Origin of the sequence: Methylobacterium sp. yr668 (assembly GCF_900116245.1) — a bacterium.
GTDB lineage: Bacteria > Pseudomonadota > Alphaproteobacteria > Rhizobiales > Beijerinckiaceae > Methylobacterium.
Map to the genome: position 1 here is coordinate 1 of NZ_FOZY01000004.1, position 13778 is coordinate 13778.

The 13778-nt window shown below is 66.9% G+C and carries 20 protein-coding genes and 1 pseudogene; 4 read left to right on the forward strand and 17 right to left on the reverse strand.

The window, feature by feature from the left end; all coding sequences use genetic code 11:
• The 17 genes and pseudogenes from BM419_RS32785 to BM419_RS06390 form a co-directional block, all read right to left on the reverse strand.
• Window positions 1-1355 (reverse strand): beta strand repeat-containing protein (locus BM419_RS32785; protein WP_244540719.1); only part of this gene is annotated, 1355 nt, incomplete at its 3' end.
• Between the two features lie 9 nt (window positions 1356-1364).
• Window positions 1365-2552 (reverse strand): annotated as a pseudogene (locus tag BM419_RS32790) (S8 family peptidase); the annotation flags it as partial.
• 273 nt (window positions 2553-2825) lie between these two features.
• Window positions 2826-3263, reverse strand: a complete 438-nt coding sequence (locus tag BM419_RS06320; RefSeq protein ID WP_091925614.1) for a Ros/MucR family transcriptional regulator — start codon at window positions 3261-3263, stop codon at window positions 2826-2828.
• Between the two features lie 177 nt (window positions 3264-3440).
• Complete coding sequence (locus BM419_RS06325; protein WP_091925618.1) at window positions 3441-5078, reverse strand: hypothetical protein; 1638 nt, start codon at window positions 5076-5078, stop codon at window positions 3441-3443.
• On the reverse strand, window positions 5075-5656 hold the full coding sequence (locus BM419_RS06330) for a hypothetical protein (RefSeq protein ID WP_091925621.1): 582 nt from the start codon (window positions 5654-5656) through the stop codon (window positions 5075-5077). The genes BM419_RS06325 and BM419_RS06330 overlap by 4 nt, the downstream gene beginning before the upstream one ends.
• Window positions 5653-5853, reverse strand: coding sequence for a hypothetical protein (locus BM419_RS06335; RefSeq protein WP_091925623.1), 201 nt, complete (start codon window positions 5851-5853; stop codon window positions 5653-5655). The genes BM419_RS06330 and BM419_RS06335 overlap by 4 nt, the downstream gene beginning before the upstream one ends.
• Window positions 5854-5857: 4 nt before the next feature.
• Entirely contained in the window at window positions 5858-7129 is a 1272-nt protein-coding gene (locus BM419_RS06340; protein ID WP_091925626.1) for a DNA-methyltransferase, read from the reverse strand.
• Window positions 7126-7365, reverse strand: coding sequence for a hypothetical protein (locus tag BM419_RS06345; protein ID WP_091925629.1), 240 nt, complete (start codon window positions 7363-7365; stop codon window positions 7126-7128). The genes BM419_RS06340 and BM419_RS06345 overlap by 4 nt, the downstream gene beginning before the upstream one ends.
• A complete protein-coding gene (locus tag BM419_RS06350; RefSeq protein ID WP_091925632.1) occupies window positions 7365-7742 on the reverse strand; it encodes a PDDEXK family nuclease in 378 nt (125 codons plus the stop codon). Before BM419_RS06350 ends, BM419_RS06345 begins: the two co-directional genes overlap by 1 nt.
• A gap of 2 nt (window positions 7743-7744) precedes the next feature.
• Window positions 7745-8284, reverse strand: coding sequence for a hypothetical protein (locus tag BM419_RS06355; RefSeq protein WP_139257050.1), 540 nt, complete (start codon window positions 8282-8284; stop codon window positions 7745-7747).
• Window positions 8285-8374: 90 nt separating this feature from the next.
• Entirely contained in the window at window positions 8375-8647 is a 273-nt protein-coding gene (locus tag BM419_RS06360) for a hypothetical protein (protein WP_091925638.1), read from the reverse strand.
• 21 nt (window positions 8648-8668) lie between these two features.
• Window positions 8669-9016: a hypothetical protein gene (locus BM419_RS06365; RefSeq protein WP_091925641.1), complete on the reverse strand. Its 348-nt coding sequence runs from the start codon at window positions 9014-9016 to the stop codon at window positions 8669-8671.
• The gene (locus BM419_RS06370) at window positions 9013-9438 is read right to left on the reverse strand and encodes a hypothetical protein (protein WP_091925645.1); all 426 of its coding nucleotides are present in this window, start codon (window positions 9436-9438) and stop codon (window positions 9013-9015) included. The genes BM419_RS06365 and BM419_RS06370 overlap by 4 nt, the downstream gene beginning before the upstream one ends.
• A gap of 264 nt (window positions 9439-9702) precedes the next feature.
• Window positions 9703-9885, reverse strand: coding sequence for a hypothetical protein (locus BM419_RS06375; RefSeq protein ID WP_091925648.1), 183 nt, complete (start codon window positions 9883-9885; stop codon window positions 9703-9705).
• A 1-nt stretch (window position 9886) separates the two neighbouring features.
• The gene (locus BM419_RS06380) at window positions 9887-10255 is read right to left on the reverse strand and encodes a hypothetical protein (protein ID WP_091925650.1); all 369 of its coding nucleotides are present in this window, start codon (window positions 10253-10255) and stop codon (window positions 9887-9889) included.
• A complete protein-coding gene (locus BM419_RS31865) occupies window positions 10255-10680 on the reverse strand; it encodes a hypothetical protein (protein ID WP_139257051.1) in 426 nt (141 codons plus the stop codon). Before BM419_RS31865 ends, BM419_RS06380 begins: the two co-directional genes overlap by 1 nt.
• Window positions 10677-10886: a transcriptional regulator gene (locus BM419_RS06390; RefSeq protein ID WP_091925655.1), complete on the reverse strand. Its 210-nt coding sequence runs from the start codon at window positions 10884-10886 to the stop codon at window positions 10677-10679. The genes BM419_RS31865 and BM419_RS06390 overlap by 4 nt, the downstream gene beginning before the upstream one ends.
• Before the next feature lie 98 nt (window positions 10887-10984).
• Between BM419_RS06390 and BM419_RS06395 the strand changes: the two genes are divergently transcribed.
• The 4 genes from BM419_RS06395 to BM419_RS31870 all read left to right on the forward strand — a co-directional run bounded on the left by BM419_RS06395 (window position 10985) and on the right by BM419_RS31870 (window position 13757).
• Window positions 10985-11698 carry an XRE family transcriptional regulator gene (locus BM419_RS06395; RefSeq protein ID WP_091925657.1) on the forward strand — a complete coding sequence of 238 codons (714 nt, stop codon included), beginning with the start codon at window positions 10985-10987 and terminating at the stop codon, window positions 11696-11698.
• A 4-nt stretch (window positions 11699-11702) separates the two neighbouring features.
• On the forward strand, window positions 11703-12392 hold the full coding sequence (locus BM419_RS06400) for a hypothetical protein (protein ID WP_091925659.1): 690 nt from the start codon (window positions 11703-11705) through the stop codon (window positions 12390-12392).
• 148 nt (window positions 12393-12540) lie between these two features.
• Window positions 12541-12798: a hypothetical protein gene (locus BM419_RS06405; RefSeq protein ID WP_091925661.1), complete on the forward strand. Its 258-nt coding sequence runs from the start codon at window positions 12541-12543 to the stop codon at window positions 12796-12798.
• Window positions 12798-13757: a hypothetical protein gene (locus tag BM419_RS31870; RefSeq protein ID WP_139257052.1), complete on the forward strand. Its 960-nt coding sequence runs from the start codon at window positions 12798-12800 to the stop codon at window positions 13755-13757. Before BM419_RS06405 ends, BM419_RS31870 begins: the two co-directional genes overlap by 1 nt.
• The last annotated feature ends 21 nt before the right edge of the window (window positions 13758-13778 follow it).

Sequence of the window (13778 nt, forward strand, 5' to 3'; positions counted from 1 at the left end):
GCGAGGTCGGTGAGCGTGAGGGCGGTGCCGCCGAGGTCGAGGGCGCCGGTGTTGGTCAGGCCGGTCAGCCCGGCGAGCGGGCCGGTGATCTGCACGAGGCCGGCATTGGTGAGCGTGCCGTTGAACTGCCCGGACAGGCGGGCGACGCCGGTATTGGTCAGGTCGGCGGTGAGGGTGCCGTCGCTGGCGACGAGGCCGGCGTTGCTGAGGCCGCCGGAGGCGGTGAGGCTGGCGCTCTGGGCGACGGCGACGAGGCCGGCATTGGCGAGGGGGCCGGCGAGGCTGTAGCTGCCGCCCGTGGTGACGGCGAGCGTCGCGCCGGCGGCGTTGGCGAAGGGGCCGGTGCCGGCCACGGATCCGGCGACGGCGAGCAGGCCGGCATTGTTGGCGATGGCCCCGTCGATGCGACCAGCGCTGGCGAGCACGGTGCCGGCATTGGTCAGGCCGCCGCTGATCGTGCCGCTGGTGGCGAGGAGGCCGGTGTTGGCGACGCCGCCGCCGATGGCGCCGCTGTTGCTCAGGATGCCGCTGCTGATGACGCCACCGCCGATGGCGCCGGTGTTGAGGGCGGTGCCGGTGTTGGTCAGTCCGCCCGCGACGGTGCCGGCGTTGACCAGGCTGCCGCTGTTGGTCGCGCCGCCGCCGACGGTGCCGGTGTTGAGGGCCAGACCGGCATTGGCGAGGCCGCCCGTGATGGTGCCGCTGTTGGCGAGGACGCCGAAGTTGCCGACGTTGCCGGAGACGAGGCCGGCATTGAGGAAGCTCGCCGCCGAGCCGACGAGAACGGGCGCGGTGAGGCTGCCGGTGGCGGTCAGGGCCAGGGTGCCGGTGCCGACCAGGGCGCCGCCCGTGAACGTGTTGGCGGCCGAGAGCACGGCGGTGCCGGGGCCGGTCTTGACGAGCACGCCCGGCTGGCTGCCGTCGGCGATCGGCCCCGCGAGGGTGGCGGTGCCGAGGTCGATCTGCAGGGTGCCGGGGCCGGCCAGCGTGATCGGGCGGGCGGTGGCGAAGCCGTCGGCCAGGACCTCGAGAGTGCCGCCGCCGAGGGTCAGGCCGGTGCCGGCGGCGCCGAGGTTGGCGTCGCGGGAGACGGCCAGGGTGCCGCCATAGACGGCGGTGCCGCCGGCATAGGTGTTGGTGCCGGCGAGTTCGAGGGTGCCCAGTCCGACCTTGATCAGGCCGCCAGGCCCCGAGATGTCGTTGGCGAAGCGACCATAATAGGCTTGGCCGTTATAGGTGGTGTTGACCGTCCAAGTGGAGGTGAACTGGCCCGGGCCGTCGATGGCTTTGCCGAGGTTGAGCAGGCCCCAACCGTAGATGTTCGCCGGCCCAATCGGGGTAGCGGTGGTGAACATCGTTTGGGCGATCTGAGGCGCAGTCAAGAATGGAAACGCCTGCATTAGTACCGCAGCGGCACCCGCGACGTGCGGTGAAGCCATCGAGGTGCCGCTGTCGACGTAATATCCATTCGATGCCGTCAGCGTGTTGTTGACGTAATACGTATACGGCCAAGTTGAAGTGATGTTTTCACCAGGAGCGGAGATGCACCAACTAGCCGCGACACCACACCGACTGCTCTGTTCGCCGATGACATTGTTTTCATCTACGTTTACGACCGTAATAATGTGACCGTTCAGCGAAGAAAAATCATATTTACTTAGGTCTTCGAGCGATCCATCTGGGTTATAGATCACGTATTTCCCGCTATTTGCATTTGCGGGACTTACAAATGGCAAAAACCCATTGCCTTGAGGGTCATCGGAAATGATTGGCTGAGACAGGCGATTGTTTCCCGCTGCAAAAACTAGCAGCATCCCGGCATCTGATGCCCTTTTTAGATAATTATACGTATCAACCGTCGATGACGGCATCAGATACTCTTCAAGCTGTACGTAATTTTTATTGGGCGTACCATCGAGATTATATTTAAAATCGTAACCTGGGCCGTAGCTACCATTAAGGATCTTTGCGCCCGAGGAGATGGCAAGATCGTACCCGCGATTGAAATCGGTCAGCAATGCCGCGGTGTTGAACTGGTCCGTAACGGCCGATGCCACTGGGCCAATGCCGCGGATGGCCAGGATTGAGGCATCGAAAGCGACGCCCATCGTTCCGACGCCATCTCGGCTGGCTGCAACAATACCGGCAACGTGCGTTCCATGTCCGTAGGTGTCAACATACCCCATTTTCGAAATTGCGTCGTTATATTGCGATTGCAGATTTGAATAGAATACGTTTTGGGACAATGGCGATATTTTCCCAAAAAATTCCGGGCTTCTGGCATCAATTCCTGTGTCAAACACAGCAACTAGAATGCCGGACCCCGTAAATCCTCTCGCGTAAGCAGTTGAGGACCCAATATGTGATATTCCGTAATTCGCGTAGTACTCGGCTGTCTGAAAATCAGAAGCGTTAGTAAGTCCTGCCGTTGACAAAGAGCGCTGCGGAGAAATAACTGAGCTTTGAGATAAGGCGGCACTATTTATCATAAGTGCGGCAAAGCAAGATGATCCCAGCAGAAAACTACGACCTGATTTTGTCACCGGGAACATCTCTAGGCTTGGGCGGCTCGTTGAGCGCGATTAAAATAACGAAAATGTTAACAAAAGTTTCTCGTTAAAGTTGACCAGTTTGAGCCACTGCGTACCGCGGCAGCTCCTAAGAAGGCCTCTCTCTTGGAGGATATGATTAGAACCTGGAGCAATTCGGAATGTAGCAGTGCTGGTCCGGCTCGGCCGGCCGCATGATTTTGCCTCCGCCGCGGCCGATGTTCTCGTAGGGGCTCCGGTTGCCCGGGGGCTTGCGATCCCAGCTCGACATGCCGGTTACTCCGCCGCCTGCAGCTTCGACCGGCTGCCCGGCACTCCGAGCATCATCGCCTTGGCCAGCGAGGACCGCTGGGCCGAGTAGGACGGGCAGACCAGCGGGTAGTCCGCCGGCAGGCCGAACCGCTGACGGTAGCCGTCCGGCGTGAGCCCGTAGGCCGTGAGGTGCCGCTTCAGGGTCTTGTACGACCGGCCGTCGAGGAAGCTGACGAGGCCGTCCGGGCGGATCGACTTCCGGATCTCGGCCGGGGAGGGCGTGTCGGCCGCGGGCGCCGGTGCCGCCTCGACCGCCGATCCCTGCGCCAGGCCGCAGAGCGCCCCGTGGACGGCCGTGAGCACGTCCGGTAGCGCGGAGGCCGGGAAGTGGTTGCCGGCGGCGTAGGAGGCCGTGATTCCGGCTGCGAGGTGGACGAGGTCGGTGGTGGTGGTCTCGGGCATGAACGGTCTCCGGGGTGATCGGCGCGCTGCCCGCGCCGTGCTCCGGCTGCCCTGACCCTTCTTCTCCTGATCTCCCTGTCTTTTGGGGAAGCTGGGGAAAGTGGGGTCTATTCTATAGAGCAGCCAAAAAGACGAGAGTTTCGCGCGTGCGCGTGGAAGTGACCCCACTTTCCCCACTTACCCCACGCCCGCAGGGGCATCGGTCGTGGTCTGGACGAGCAGGTACCGGTGGCCGCGCTTCTCGTCGGCCATCATGTCGAGGCGCCACCCGTTCACGACGCGCCCCTTGATGGCCTTCAGCCAAGCGCCGAGCCGCCGCGTCGACACGACGGGCCCGGAACCGGCCTTGCGCATCAGGAGGTCTCGGAAGCTCGGACGGGCGTAGTCGCCGGTCGAGTGGCGCTCGCTGGCCACCTCCTCCACCTCGACGGCCGTGTAGGGCGAGCCCGGGAAGAGGTGGTCGCGCCAGTTCGCGAACAGTTCGCCGATCATCGCGAGGTCCGGATCCTCCTCGCGCATGACGTCCATGCTGGCGACCGGGTCGGCCTCTCCGAGCCACACCAGCGCGGACCGAACCGTGCTCGACCACGCCCCGTAGGATCCGAGCGGGCCGCAGACCGGCGGCGACCCGGCGGCGCGGTAGGCCCGCACCAGGATGATCGCGGCAGCCACCAGCGCGCCGCGGTCGCGCAGCACGTGCGCCACCGGGTCGAAGTCAAAGGCGCGCTTCTCGGGCCGCTCCATCTTAGCGTCGAGGGTGGCCAGCACCGCGCGACGGGTCATGTCCCCGACCAGGGTGAGGTTGTTGCCGGTGGCGAAGATCGTCGAGCGGCACTCGACCTCCGGCATCTCGCTCCGGCCGAGGATCCGCACGCGCACCAGCGGGCGCTCGGTCATCTGGCAGAGCATGTCGCCGCCGAGCTCGCCGTTGACGTTGTCGATCGAGATCAGCGGAGCCCCATCGAGCAGCAGGGCGCCCAGGCGCTTCTCGGTCTCCTCCTCGGTCTTGCCGACCGGGATCACCGCGCAGGGCCGGCCGGTGGCGATCGTCGCGACGACGTCGACGAGGTAGCTCTTGCCGGTGCCGGGCGTGCTCGCCGCGATCGCGTGCGCCGGCGCGACGCCGAGCGCGGGCCGCAGGAGCGCCGTGAGGACGGCAGAGAGCGCCACCGCCCGGTCGACCGGGCCGACGAACGGGAATCCGGCGAGCGGCTCGAACAGCAGCGCCAGCGCCTGCTCGGCCTCCTCGCGGCCGGGCCGCTCCGGGATCGGCGGCAGCTTCAACGCCTCGTCCGGCATCAGGTAGAGGCGCGTCGTGGGATCGTAGCCGGGCTCACTCAGCAGCGTGCCGTCCGGCCGGAGCGTCGGCGTGGTGATGATCCCGGCGATCGGCGGCAGCTGCCACTTTCCCTCGCGCGAGAGCAGGATCGCCGCGACCTTCGCGGGCGGGTCGACGTTGGCCCAGGCGCGGCGGCGCTCGTCGAACCGCTGGAACCGCATGGTCTGGGCGAGCAGATCCGAGAGGGAATCGGCGCAGAGCGGGCGCAGCCGCGCCACCTGGATCAAGGCGCCGTTCGCGCCTGGCACGGATTCGACGATCGGACGCACCAGCGTGCCTGCCCGCGAGAACACGGCGACGCCGCTCTCGAGGAGCAGCTCCTCGGCCTCGTCGACGACGCGCGGCAGCTCGCTCGCGACCACCTTGATGATCGGCAAATCCGACGGCGCCGAACGCTCCCCGCGGAGATCCCCGAGGTTGAGCCGCATCTGCTCGCGCTTGGCGCGACGGTGCTCGATGTCGGTGACCACGTTCATGCGACGCGCCGTACGCTACTGGCCGGGACGGTGATCCGGGGCAGCAGGCCTCGGAGCAGGAGGGATTCGACCGCGCCGGCGTGTGCGATGTCGGCGGTGCGGATCGCGTCGACCTCGAGGAGGTGGTGGCGCGCGAGAGAGGGGCGGACGATCACGACGCCACGCCGGTCGGCCTTCAGCCAGGACAGGGGGTCGGGGAACACCACCAGCGGGTCGCCGGCGATGCCTGGGCACGGGAAGTCGAGGCCGAGCAACCCGCAGAGGCCGAGCCAGCACGCGATCGCGTCGTTGACCGTGTCCCAAGCCACCACGTCGATCGGTGCACCGAGCTCGTCGTGCGCGAGGAAGGTCAGGACCTTGCGGCGCTCGACCTGCTCGCCGCGGCAGTGCCGGGCGAAATCGAAGCGGCGGCCGCGGCGCAGCACCACCACGTCGCGCAAGGGGAGCCCGAAGGTGCCGAGCCGCCCGAGGTAGCCGGCTGGCCCGACGCCCTGCTGGCGCAGCCACGCGCGATCCTGCGGGCGCAGGACCTCGCCGCGGGAGTGCTCGGCGGCCGGGTTCGGGCTGGCGAGCTTCATGCCGCCGCCTCGACGTCGCGAGGCTGCACCATCGCCTCGGGCAGGACCTGCCAGCCGAACGGCAGGCGGCGCGCGACCACGGTCCCGTCGGGATGGCGCAGGACCTCCAGCACCATCCAGTCCTCGGCCGTGTCGAGGACCTCGGAGTAGGAGCCGCGGGCGACGATGCGACCGCCGTGGATGAGAGCCCACACCATCGTGCTACTCCGCTGCCATCGGGAGCGGCGCCGGCGTGCCGACGATCTCGGCCGCGGCCCCGATCCGGCGCGCGGACATCGCCGCGTATTCCGGGTTGAGCTCGATCAGCGTGGCGTCGAGGCCGAGCCCGGCCGCGACCAGGCCGACGGTGCCGGCGCCCCCGAACGGGTCGAGCACGCGCCCGGGCACCGGCTCAGCGAACCGGCACAGACCCTCGCAGCGCGGATGCGGCAGCGCGGCGCCGCAGAGCCCGCAGGACTGCGCCGGGACGCCGGCCTTGATGCAGCGCTCGGCCAGCGCTGGCGGGAAGGTGGCGAAGTGCGCCTCACGGTAGGCCTTCGGCGCGATCGTCCAGACGTTCCGTGCGTTGCGGCTGGTCACGAGCTGCGTCGTGCTGGCGTGGAAGCTGCCCTTCGCCCGGATGTTGGAGTCCTCCGGCGCCGACTTCGGCGTGACGCCTGGCTTCCGCGAGACCGGCACACGGTCGACGTTCTGCCGGCTGTTCGGTCCCGGCCGCTTCACGCGGTCCCGCCCTCGGTCGGACTGGTCCGGGTCCAGGCGGTCGAGGCGCCCCCAGCCGACACCCGTATCGGTGCCGCGCGCCGCCGCGCGAACGTGCGCGCCGCCAGTCACCGGCTCGCGGATGGCCTCATGATTGTAGAAATAGTCCTCGCCCTTGGTGAGGAGCCAGACCTTCTCGTGCGCGGTCGTGGGCCGGTCGTAGACCGACTCCGGCATCGGGTTCGGCTTGTGCCAGATGATCTCCGAGCGGACCCACCAGCCATCGTCCTGCAGGGCGATCGCCAGCCGGTTCGGGATCATGCAGAGGTCCTTCGGCTTCAGGAAGCCGCCAGCCACCACGCGCCCGGAAGGCGGGAGGGCAGACCGCGTCCGGAAGACGTCTCCGCGCTGCCCGCGCCCGGCCGAATGGCCCTGCTCCAGGATTGGCCCGACCGTCGAGAAGGGCTTGTCCCGGAAGGTGCGGTCGTCGCCGACCACGTCGGCCGCAGCGCGACCGTTCGGCGTCGCGGCGTAGCAGTCGCCGTAGTTCAGCCAGAGAGTGCCGCGCGGCTTGAGCACGCGCCGGACCTCGCGGAACACGTCGACCATCAAGGCGAGGTGCTCGCCCAGCGTCCGCTCGAGCCCGATCTGGCCAGCGACCCCATAGTCGCGCAGCCCCCAATACGGCGGGCTAGTCACGACGCTGTCGAAGAAGGCGTCCGGCATCGCGCGGAGCTGCTCGCGCACGTCGCCGACGTGGATGCGGACCGTCATGCCGCGCTCCCGAATAGATCCTCCGGGGCGCCGACGCGGGCACCGTGGCGGATCGCCTCCTGCGCGGTGCGGTCCTGAATCGTCTTCGGCGCCGGCCCGCGCGTGCCGCGCATCGAGGCGGCGCGCTCCAGGCGCCAGCCGCCGGCGACGCGCACCAGCACGCACCCGAGCGCGGTCCAGACGACGAGGCGCTGCACGGCCGGCGAGAGATCGGGAGGGAGGCGGAGCGCGAGCATCAGAACTCCTCGACCTCCCAGCCGCCGCCGGCCTTCTTCGGCAGCGCGCGAATGGCGACGAAGCGGAGCGGGTGCTGCGCGGCGGCGACCTTGATCTTCACCCTGGAATCGTCGGTCCAGTGGCCCTTGACCTCGTGGGCCTCCATCGCGCCGTCGGCGCGCATGACGATGAAGTCGGGCGTGTAGGAGCAGCGCTTGGCCAGGCGCAGCGTCCAGGCCTCGAAGCCGAACCACGCGATCTCGCCGAGAGCCTTCAGGCCCTCCAGGTGCCGCGCGTAGGCCTCCTCGGTCTTGTTCATCGTGCCCGCAGGCAGACGCCCCCGTGCGAGGGTTGCTGCCGGCAGGCCGGCTCGTCCGTGGCGCACGGGGGCGTTCATGGTCAGGCCGCCTCCGTCTCGGAGATCTGGCGGCGGTTGCGGCGCGGACGCGGCGCGGCCGGCTCGGTCCCGGCGGCGGGCTCGCCGTCACCGTCCTCGGCCTCCTCACCGCCGAGATCCATCGCGGGCTGGTCCGGATCGGCCTTGGCCTCCTGGCGCTGGCCGAAGAACTCGCCCGGCTCGATCAGCACGAGGATGGCGGAGCCGTTGCCGTGCTCGGCCAGCTTCGTGATGTTCTCGACGCTCGAGGATGCCCCGACCTTCAGGTCGATCAGCTCGCCCACCGACCACTTGCCGGTCTGGACAACGAGGTGCGGCTGCCCCTTGTGGGCGATCACGTGCACCGAGCGGCGGACGAGGTCCTCGGCGCACTTCTCGATCGCGCGGATCCGGTCCCGCTGATCCCACTCGGGCAGCTTCGACCAGGGTGTCTCCATGGACCGCACGTGGGTCAGGAGCACGTCGAGCAGATCACCCGTCAGGGTCTCCGCGTCGAAGTCGGCCGGCAATACTTGCGTATCAGCTTCGGTTGTGGCTTCCATCTGTCTCTCCATGGATGGGCACGACGCCCATTCGCTTCAGACCGCCCGGCACCCGCTCCCACAGCAGGCCGGGCGGTTCTCGTTTCGGGATCAGGCTGCCGGCGGCGTCGCCGGCTCGGCGACCGGCGCGGCGGGCGCGGTCTCGGGCGCCAGGGTGGCGGCGCCGATGATCGGACTGAGCGTGGTCCGGACGGCGGCGAGCACGTCGGTCCGCAACTGCTCGACCTGCTCGGTGACCTCGACACGCACGGCCGCCTCGATGCCCGCGCGGAGGTGCGTCTCAGCCTTGACGAGTTCGGCGTCGGCGCTGGCCGGCAGCACGCGGCGGAGGATCTCCATCAGGGCGGACAGGGGGTTGTGCATCGCGGCCTCCTCGGGCTCGGATCAGGGGTGGTAGCGACCGGCCGGAAGGCGCGGGTCGAGGCCGCCGGAGCGGCGCGTCACGAGCGGCTCGACGAGCGCGAGATCCCGCCCGAGCACCGGGGCGAGGGACTGGCCGGGGCTGACGCTCGCCGGGGCCGGGCCGCCCTTCTTCTCGGCCTCCAGCACCAGCTCGGCCGTCCAGAGCGCGACGCGCAAGTAGGCCAGCAGCGAGCAGCGCAGGGCGAAGGTCGCCGGCGAAGCGTTCTGGATGCCGTCCTCGACGCCCTTGCAGGCGCCGCCGATCAGGGCCGGAAGCCCGCGGTCGAGGGCGGTCTGGAAGGCCGCGGCTTGGTCGCTGCCGTCGATCATGACTGCCCCCGGAACTGACCGATCAGAACCGCCGCGTGCGCTTGAACCGGGTGGACAGCCGGACACGCCACTCGCGGATCTGCGACTTCAGCCGCGCGACCTGCCGAGCGAAGAAGAGCTTCACCCTCGCGAACAGCAGGGTGCGAAGCCCCGGCGATGGAGGCGGTGACCTCGACGTCATGGGCGAGCCTCTCGAGTTGTCGCAGCCTGGCGGCGGCGTGTGCGGCCTCGATCCGGGCGAGGATGTGCGAGGCGATTTCCTTGGGCGGGCGGTAGCGGAGCGCCCACAGCTTCCCGAACGGGATGCGCTCGCGGGTGGCGATCCGGCGCATGGCATTGGCCGTGTCGCCGGGTCCCCGGAGTTCGAACCGCAGAACTTCGTCGAAGGCGCTGCGCGCCCGCATAACGTCAGCGTCCGGCATTTGAGCTTTCCGCAAAAACCTTTTGCACATCTGCAAATCCACTCGTGGTTTCTGATGACCACGGACGGAGGAGCCGGACATGCAGAGGGAGATCTTGAAAGAACGCACGCACAACGACGCGATCGGCGCAGCTTGCCGGCAGGAGCTGATCGCGAGGGACGATGACGCGCCGGCACGGGCACCAGGTCAGGGCCCGGCCGGCGCGCTCGCGTGCGGGGAGCGCGATGCGCTCGACGCCGCCGCGATGGGAGAGCCGGGGCGCGCTCACGAGACGCTCCCGGCGATGAGGCAGAGGATTCCAGCCGCGAGCATCACGCCAGCACCGGCAAGCGGGCGACGGCTGACGAGCGTCCCGGAGGATCGCGTGGCCCAGGCGAGCGCGGCGACGAAGCCGGCATCGAAGAGGCACATCACGGCAAGGCCGAGGAATACGATCTGCGCGACCATATCAGGCACCCCACCGGCGGCGGAGCTTGCGCGCCCGGTGGAGCACCACGCCCAGCGAGGCGGCGTTGCGGTAGCCGAGCTGCGGCGCCAGGACGGCGTGCGGCAGGTCCGAGTTCTCGACGACGTCGAGGATCGCGAGCAGGCGCGTCCGGCGGCTGACCTGGGTCTGGTTCAACCCCTCGCACTGGCGCCGCACGACGGACCGCGAGCGGCCGAACAGCCCCATGATCTCGGTCGAGCCGGCCCCGTCGAGGGCGAAGGCGCGCATCTGGGCGCGCTCGTCCGCCGGCACGGGCGACAGCACCGCCAGAGCCGCGGCGGCGCGACCGGCGAGGGCGCGCGGCGCGCGGGCGTGGGACAGGGCCGCCATCAGCTCTCGCCCTCCGACGGATCGGCGAACAGCCGGGCATCCTGGGCGGATTCGTCGGTTGCGCAGAGCGTGCCCGCCACGACGACGCCATCCTCGCGCACGGCTCGGAAGCGCAGCGCGAACGGTTCGCCCCATGCGCAGGGCCGGCCGACCGGCGGCGCCATCGCGAAGGCGATCGCGTGAAAGCCTTGCTCCTCCAGGACGGCCCGGGCCGAGATCTGGTCGGCCTCGCAGGCCGTCAGCATCACGGCCGCGACGAGCATCCCCGAAAGGGGCCGGAGCGCGCGGGCTCCGGCCAGTCGGTCTCGGGAGAAACGCCCTCGCGGGCCCTCAACACCAGCCGGGATGGCAGCGCCCACGGGCGAACGCGGAAGCGCACGCTGGGAGCCGGTGGTGAGCTGGGGGAGGGAGAGCAGCGCGGTCACGCGGCCGCTCCCTCAACTGGAGCCGGATAGATGTCGGGTCGAAGCTCGTGCCGCGGCACACCGCTGACTTTCTCGACCTCAAGAACGCGCAGCGGCGGGCATTCCTGCCACTGGCTGATAGCCTGGGAGGAGATCCCGATCTTGCGGCTGAGGGCCTTCGTGCCACCGGCTGCTTCGATCGCTCGTTCGAGGGCGGTCGGTTCCATGATGTCGAAAGGTAAGTCAGGCTTACCTTGGTGGCAAGATGGTAGGTAAGAAATTCTGGCCTAGCCGCCGTGAAAGGCTTGCTTACACGCTTTCACGCATGCCCACGCCGCTCGGCAACGTGATCAAAGAAGCTCGGAAGGCTCGCAAAATTACGCAGAGCCAGATCGCGGCTGAGTTCGGCATCACGCGGAATGCCGTCACGATCTGGGAGACTAGCGAGAGTGGCCCGCAGCGGGACCGCCTGCCGCGCTTGGCCGAACTGCTCGGCATCGATCTCGCAGCCGCCATGCGTGGCGAAATGGTCTTTGTCGAGGCGCCCCCGGCGGAGCAGAGCGCTAAACCGCAGCCGAATGTCCGAAGGTCGACCTCGGCTGAGAGGGTTGATCTACCGAAGCTAAAGGGGCCGCGCGACGTGCCGGTGCTCGGCACCGGCGTCTGCGGTGATGAAGGCGACTTCCGCTTCAACGGTCAGACGATCGACTATGCCCCGCGGCCGCCCGGCATTGAGGGCAAGAAGGACGTGTTCGTCGTCTACGTCGTCGGCGACAGTATGGCCGAACGCTACGAGGACGGCGACCCGCTGTACGTTGACCCACATCGCCGGCCGAAGCCGCGGGACATCGTCATCGTCGAGCTGAAGGCTCCGATGGAAGGTGAAGCCGGCAGCGCGTTCGTGAAGCGGCTTGTCCGCCGCACCGGTGGAAAGGTCACTGTCGAGCAGTTCAACCCGCCAAAGGAACTTGTCTTCGACGAGGATGACATCGCGCGGCTGCATCGCGTGATCCCCTGGATCGAGCTGATCGGGATGTGATCGCATGACAGGCACACACTTCCTGCCGGATCACCGGGGCAAGCACTTCTGCTTCGACAAGCGGGGGCTGGAAGCGAACGTGGAAGCGGCCGCTCTGATCGGCCGCATCATCACGGACTGGGCCCGGGTCGAGCATGAACTGGCTATGCTCGTGGCAGCGCTCCTTGGCGATGCGCCGCGCGGCGGCCTCGCTCTTTTCGGGGCGCTTTGGAGCGCGCGGCAACAAAGAGACGCCCTCACCGCCCTGGCATCCGCGCAGGTCGGTGACGGTGATACCCGCGCGCTGATCAGCGATGTGCTCCAGGCAGTCGCTCACGTGGCGCAGGAGCGCCACGATATCGCCCACGGGGTATTCGGGTGGTCGTTCGACCTCCCGGAGCTCACACTATGGGTCAAGGCCGACGATTTAGCCCAGTACCATGCTGAGGCGTGGCACAGGTTCGCTGACCCGACCATACCACAAGAACAGAAGCATCACGACGACCACAAGGCGTTGATACGATGCTACGCGATTGATGACTTGAAGAATATCAGATCAGAAATAGCAGAGGCCAAGCAGATCGTATTCGGGCTCTACGGTATCATTCGTCAAGGCCGAAGCCCAACCTCGCCAGAATTCGAGACGCTATCGAGCGCGCCTCTCGTTCAGAGAGTACGCAGCCGTCGAGCTCCTCCGAAGAAAAGCTCGCCATGAGCTCGCGCGTCACGCCCTCGGCGATCTCCGATGCTGCCAGCATCCGCCCTGGGGGCGACTTTGAGCGCTCACGGTCTGACAGGTCGGGCACGGCAGCTCTCGCTTGGGTTGTGAACCCTGTGCCTGCGCAATCGGGTGGCCGTCAATCATGACCGACCCCAAGCCCTTCCGCCACGACAAGGCCGCCCACGTCCAGTTCGGCGAGCTCCACACTGACTTCATCCTGCCGATCTGCCTACCGGATCCCGAGCTTCAGGTTGGGGACGCCCTCGCCGTCCTGGTGGTGACCACCGTGGAAGGACAGCGCGTAGGTGTGCCGATCGGAGTGAATGCGCTGGAGCACCTTCAGGGCGTTATCACAAAGGCATTCCAGAGGGCGCAGGCAGTGAAGGGAGGCTTGGCGTAGTGAAGATCTCGAAACTGGACAAGCGCATCTCGGCTACAATACTTAGCATATTTGCTCTAGCTTTCGCCGCTGTAATCTATTCTCGCACGATGTACCATCCGGCCCCTGGTATGAGCGAAGCGTATCAATATGAACAAGAATGCGCAGCCGCCAAGCAGGCTAACGGCGGAAAGACAACCAAGGAGTGTAAGGACCTCCTTACTCTTACCTTCGAAGATCCGGTGGCGCTCTACACTCTTGTCTTGACGATCTCTACCATTCTCTCGTTCGTCGCTACGGCGGGCCTCGTTTTCGCGGCCGTGAGACAACGCGACGACACGCTTGAGGCCATCGAAATCGCACGCACGAGTGCGGATGCCGCCACTCGATCGGCCAGGATCGCTGAAAAGACGCTCATTGCCAGTAATCGCGCTTGGCTCAAAGTGGAAGTTGGCCTGGGCGATCAGCCGCTCATGGAAAATGACGGCGCTGTTACTTTTGCTTTCTCGGTGCGCGCAATCAATGTTGGAAAAGAGCCTGCCATCAACGTTCAATCCCACATCTGGATGCTGATTTGGCGAACCGACTTTGAGCACAACCCATACCGCATACAGGCAGAGAAGTGCGAGGAAGCGCGTTCGCAGGCGACATGGGCTGGCCATACAGTATTCCCTGGAGACGTTTACGAGGGCGCGACTGGGTACGGTCCAGCTAATTATGTAATCGGTTTAGACGCCGAAAGCATCAAAGCCGCAGGCAATACTGCTCACGACAACGAAGGAAACCCTATTCTTCCACTCTTTGTAGGAGGGTGTGTATCATACAGCTTTCCTGCCGATCCGGAAAAGCGACATATCACACAATTTATGTTTCAATTAACGCGGCGCATGCAGCCTATACGGCTAAAAGATTGCCCAATTTCTGCTTTCGAATTTGAACTAACGCCAATGTATGGCGGAATGCCCAGCCCTCTTGATTGAAGCAGCGCCCGACGTCGTCTG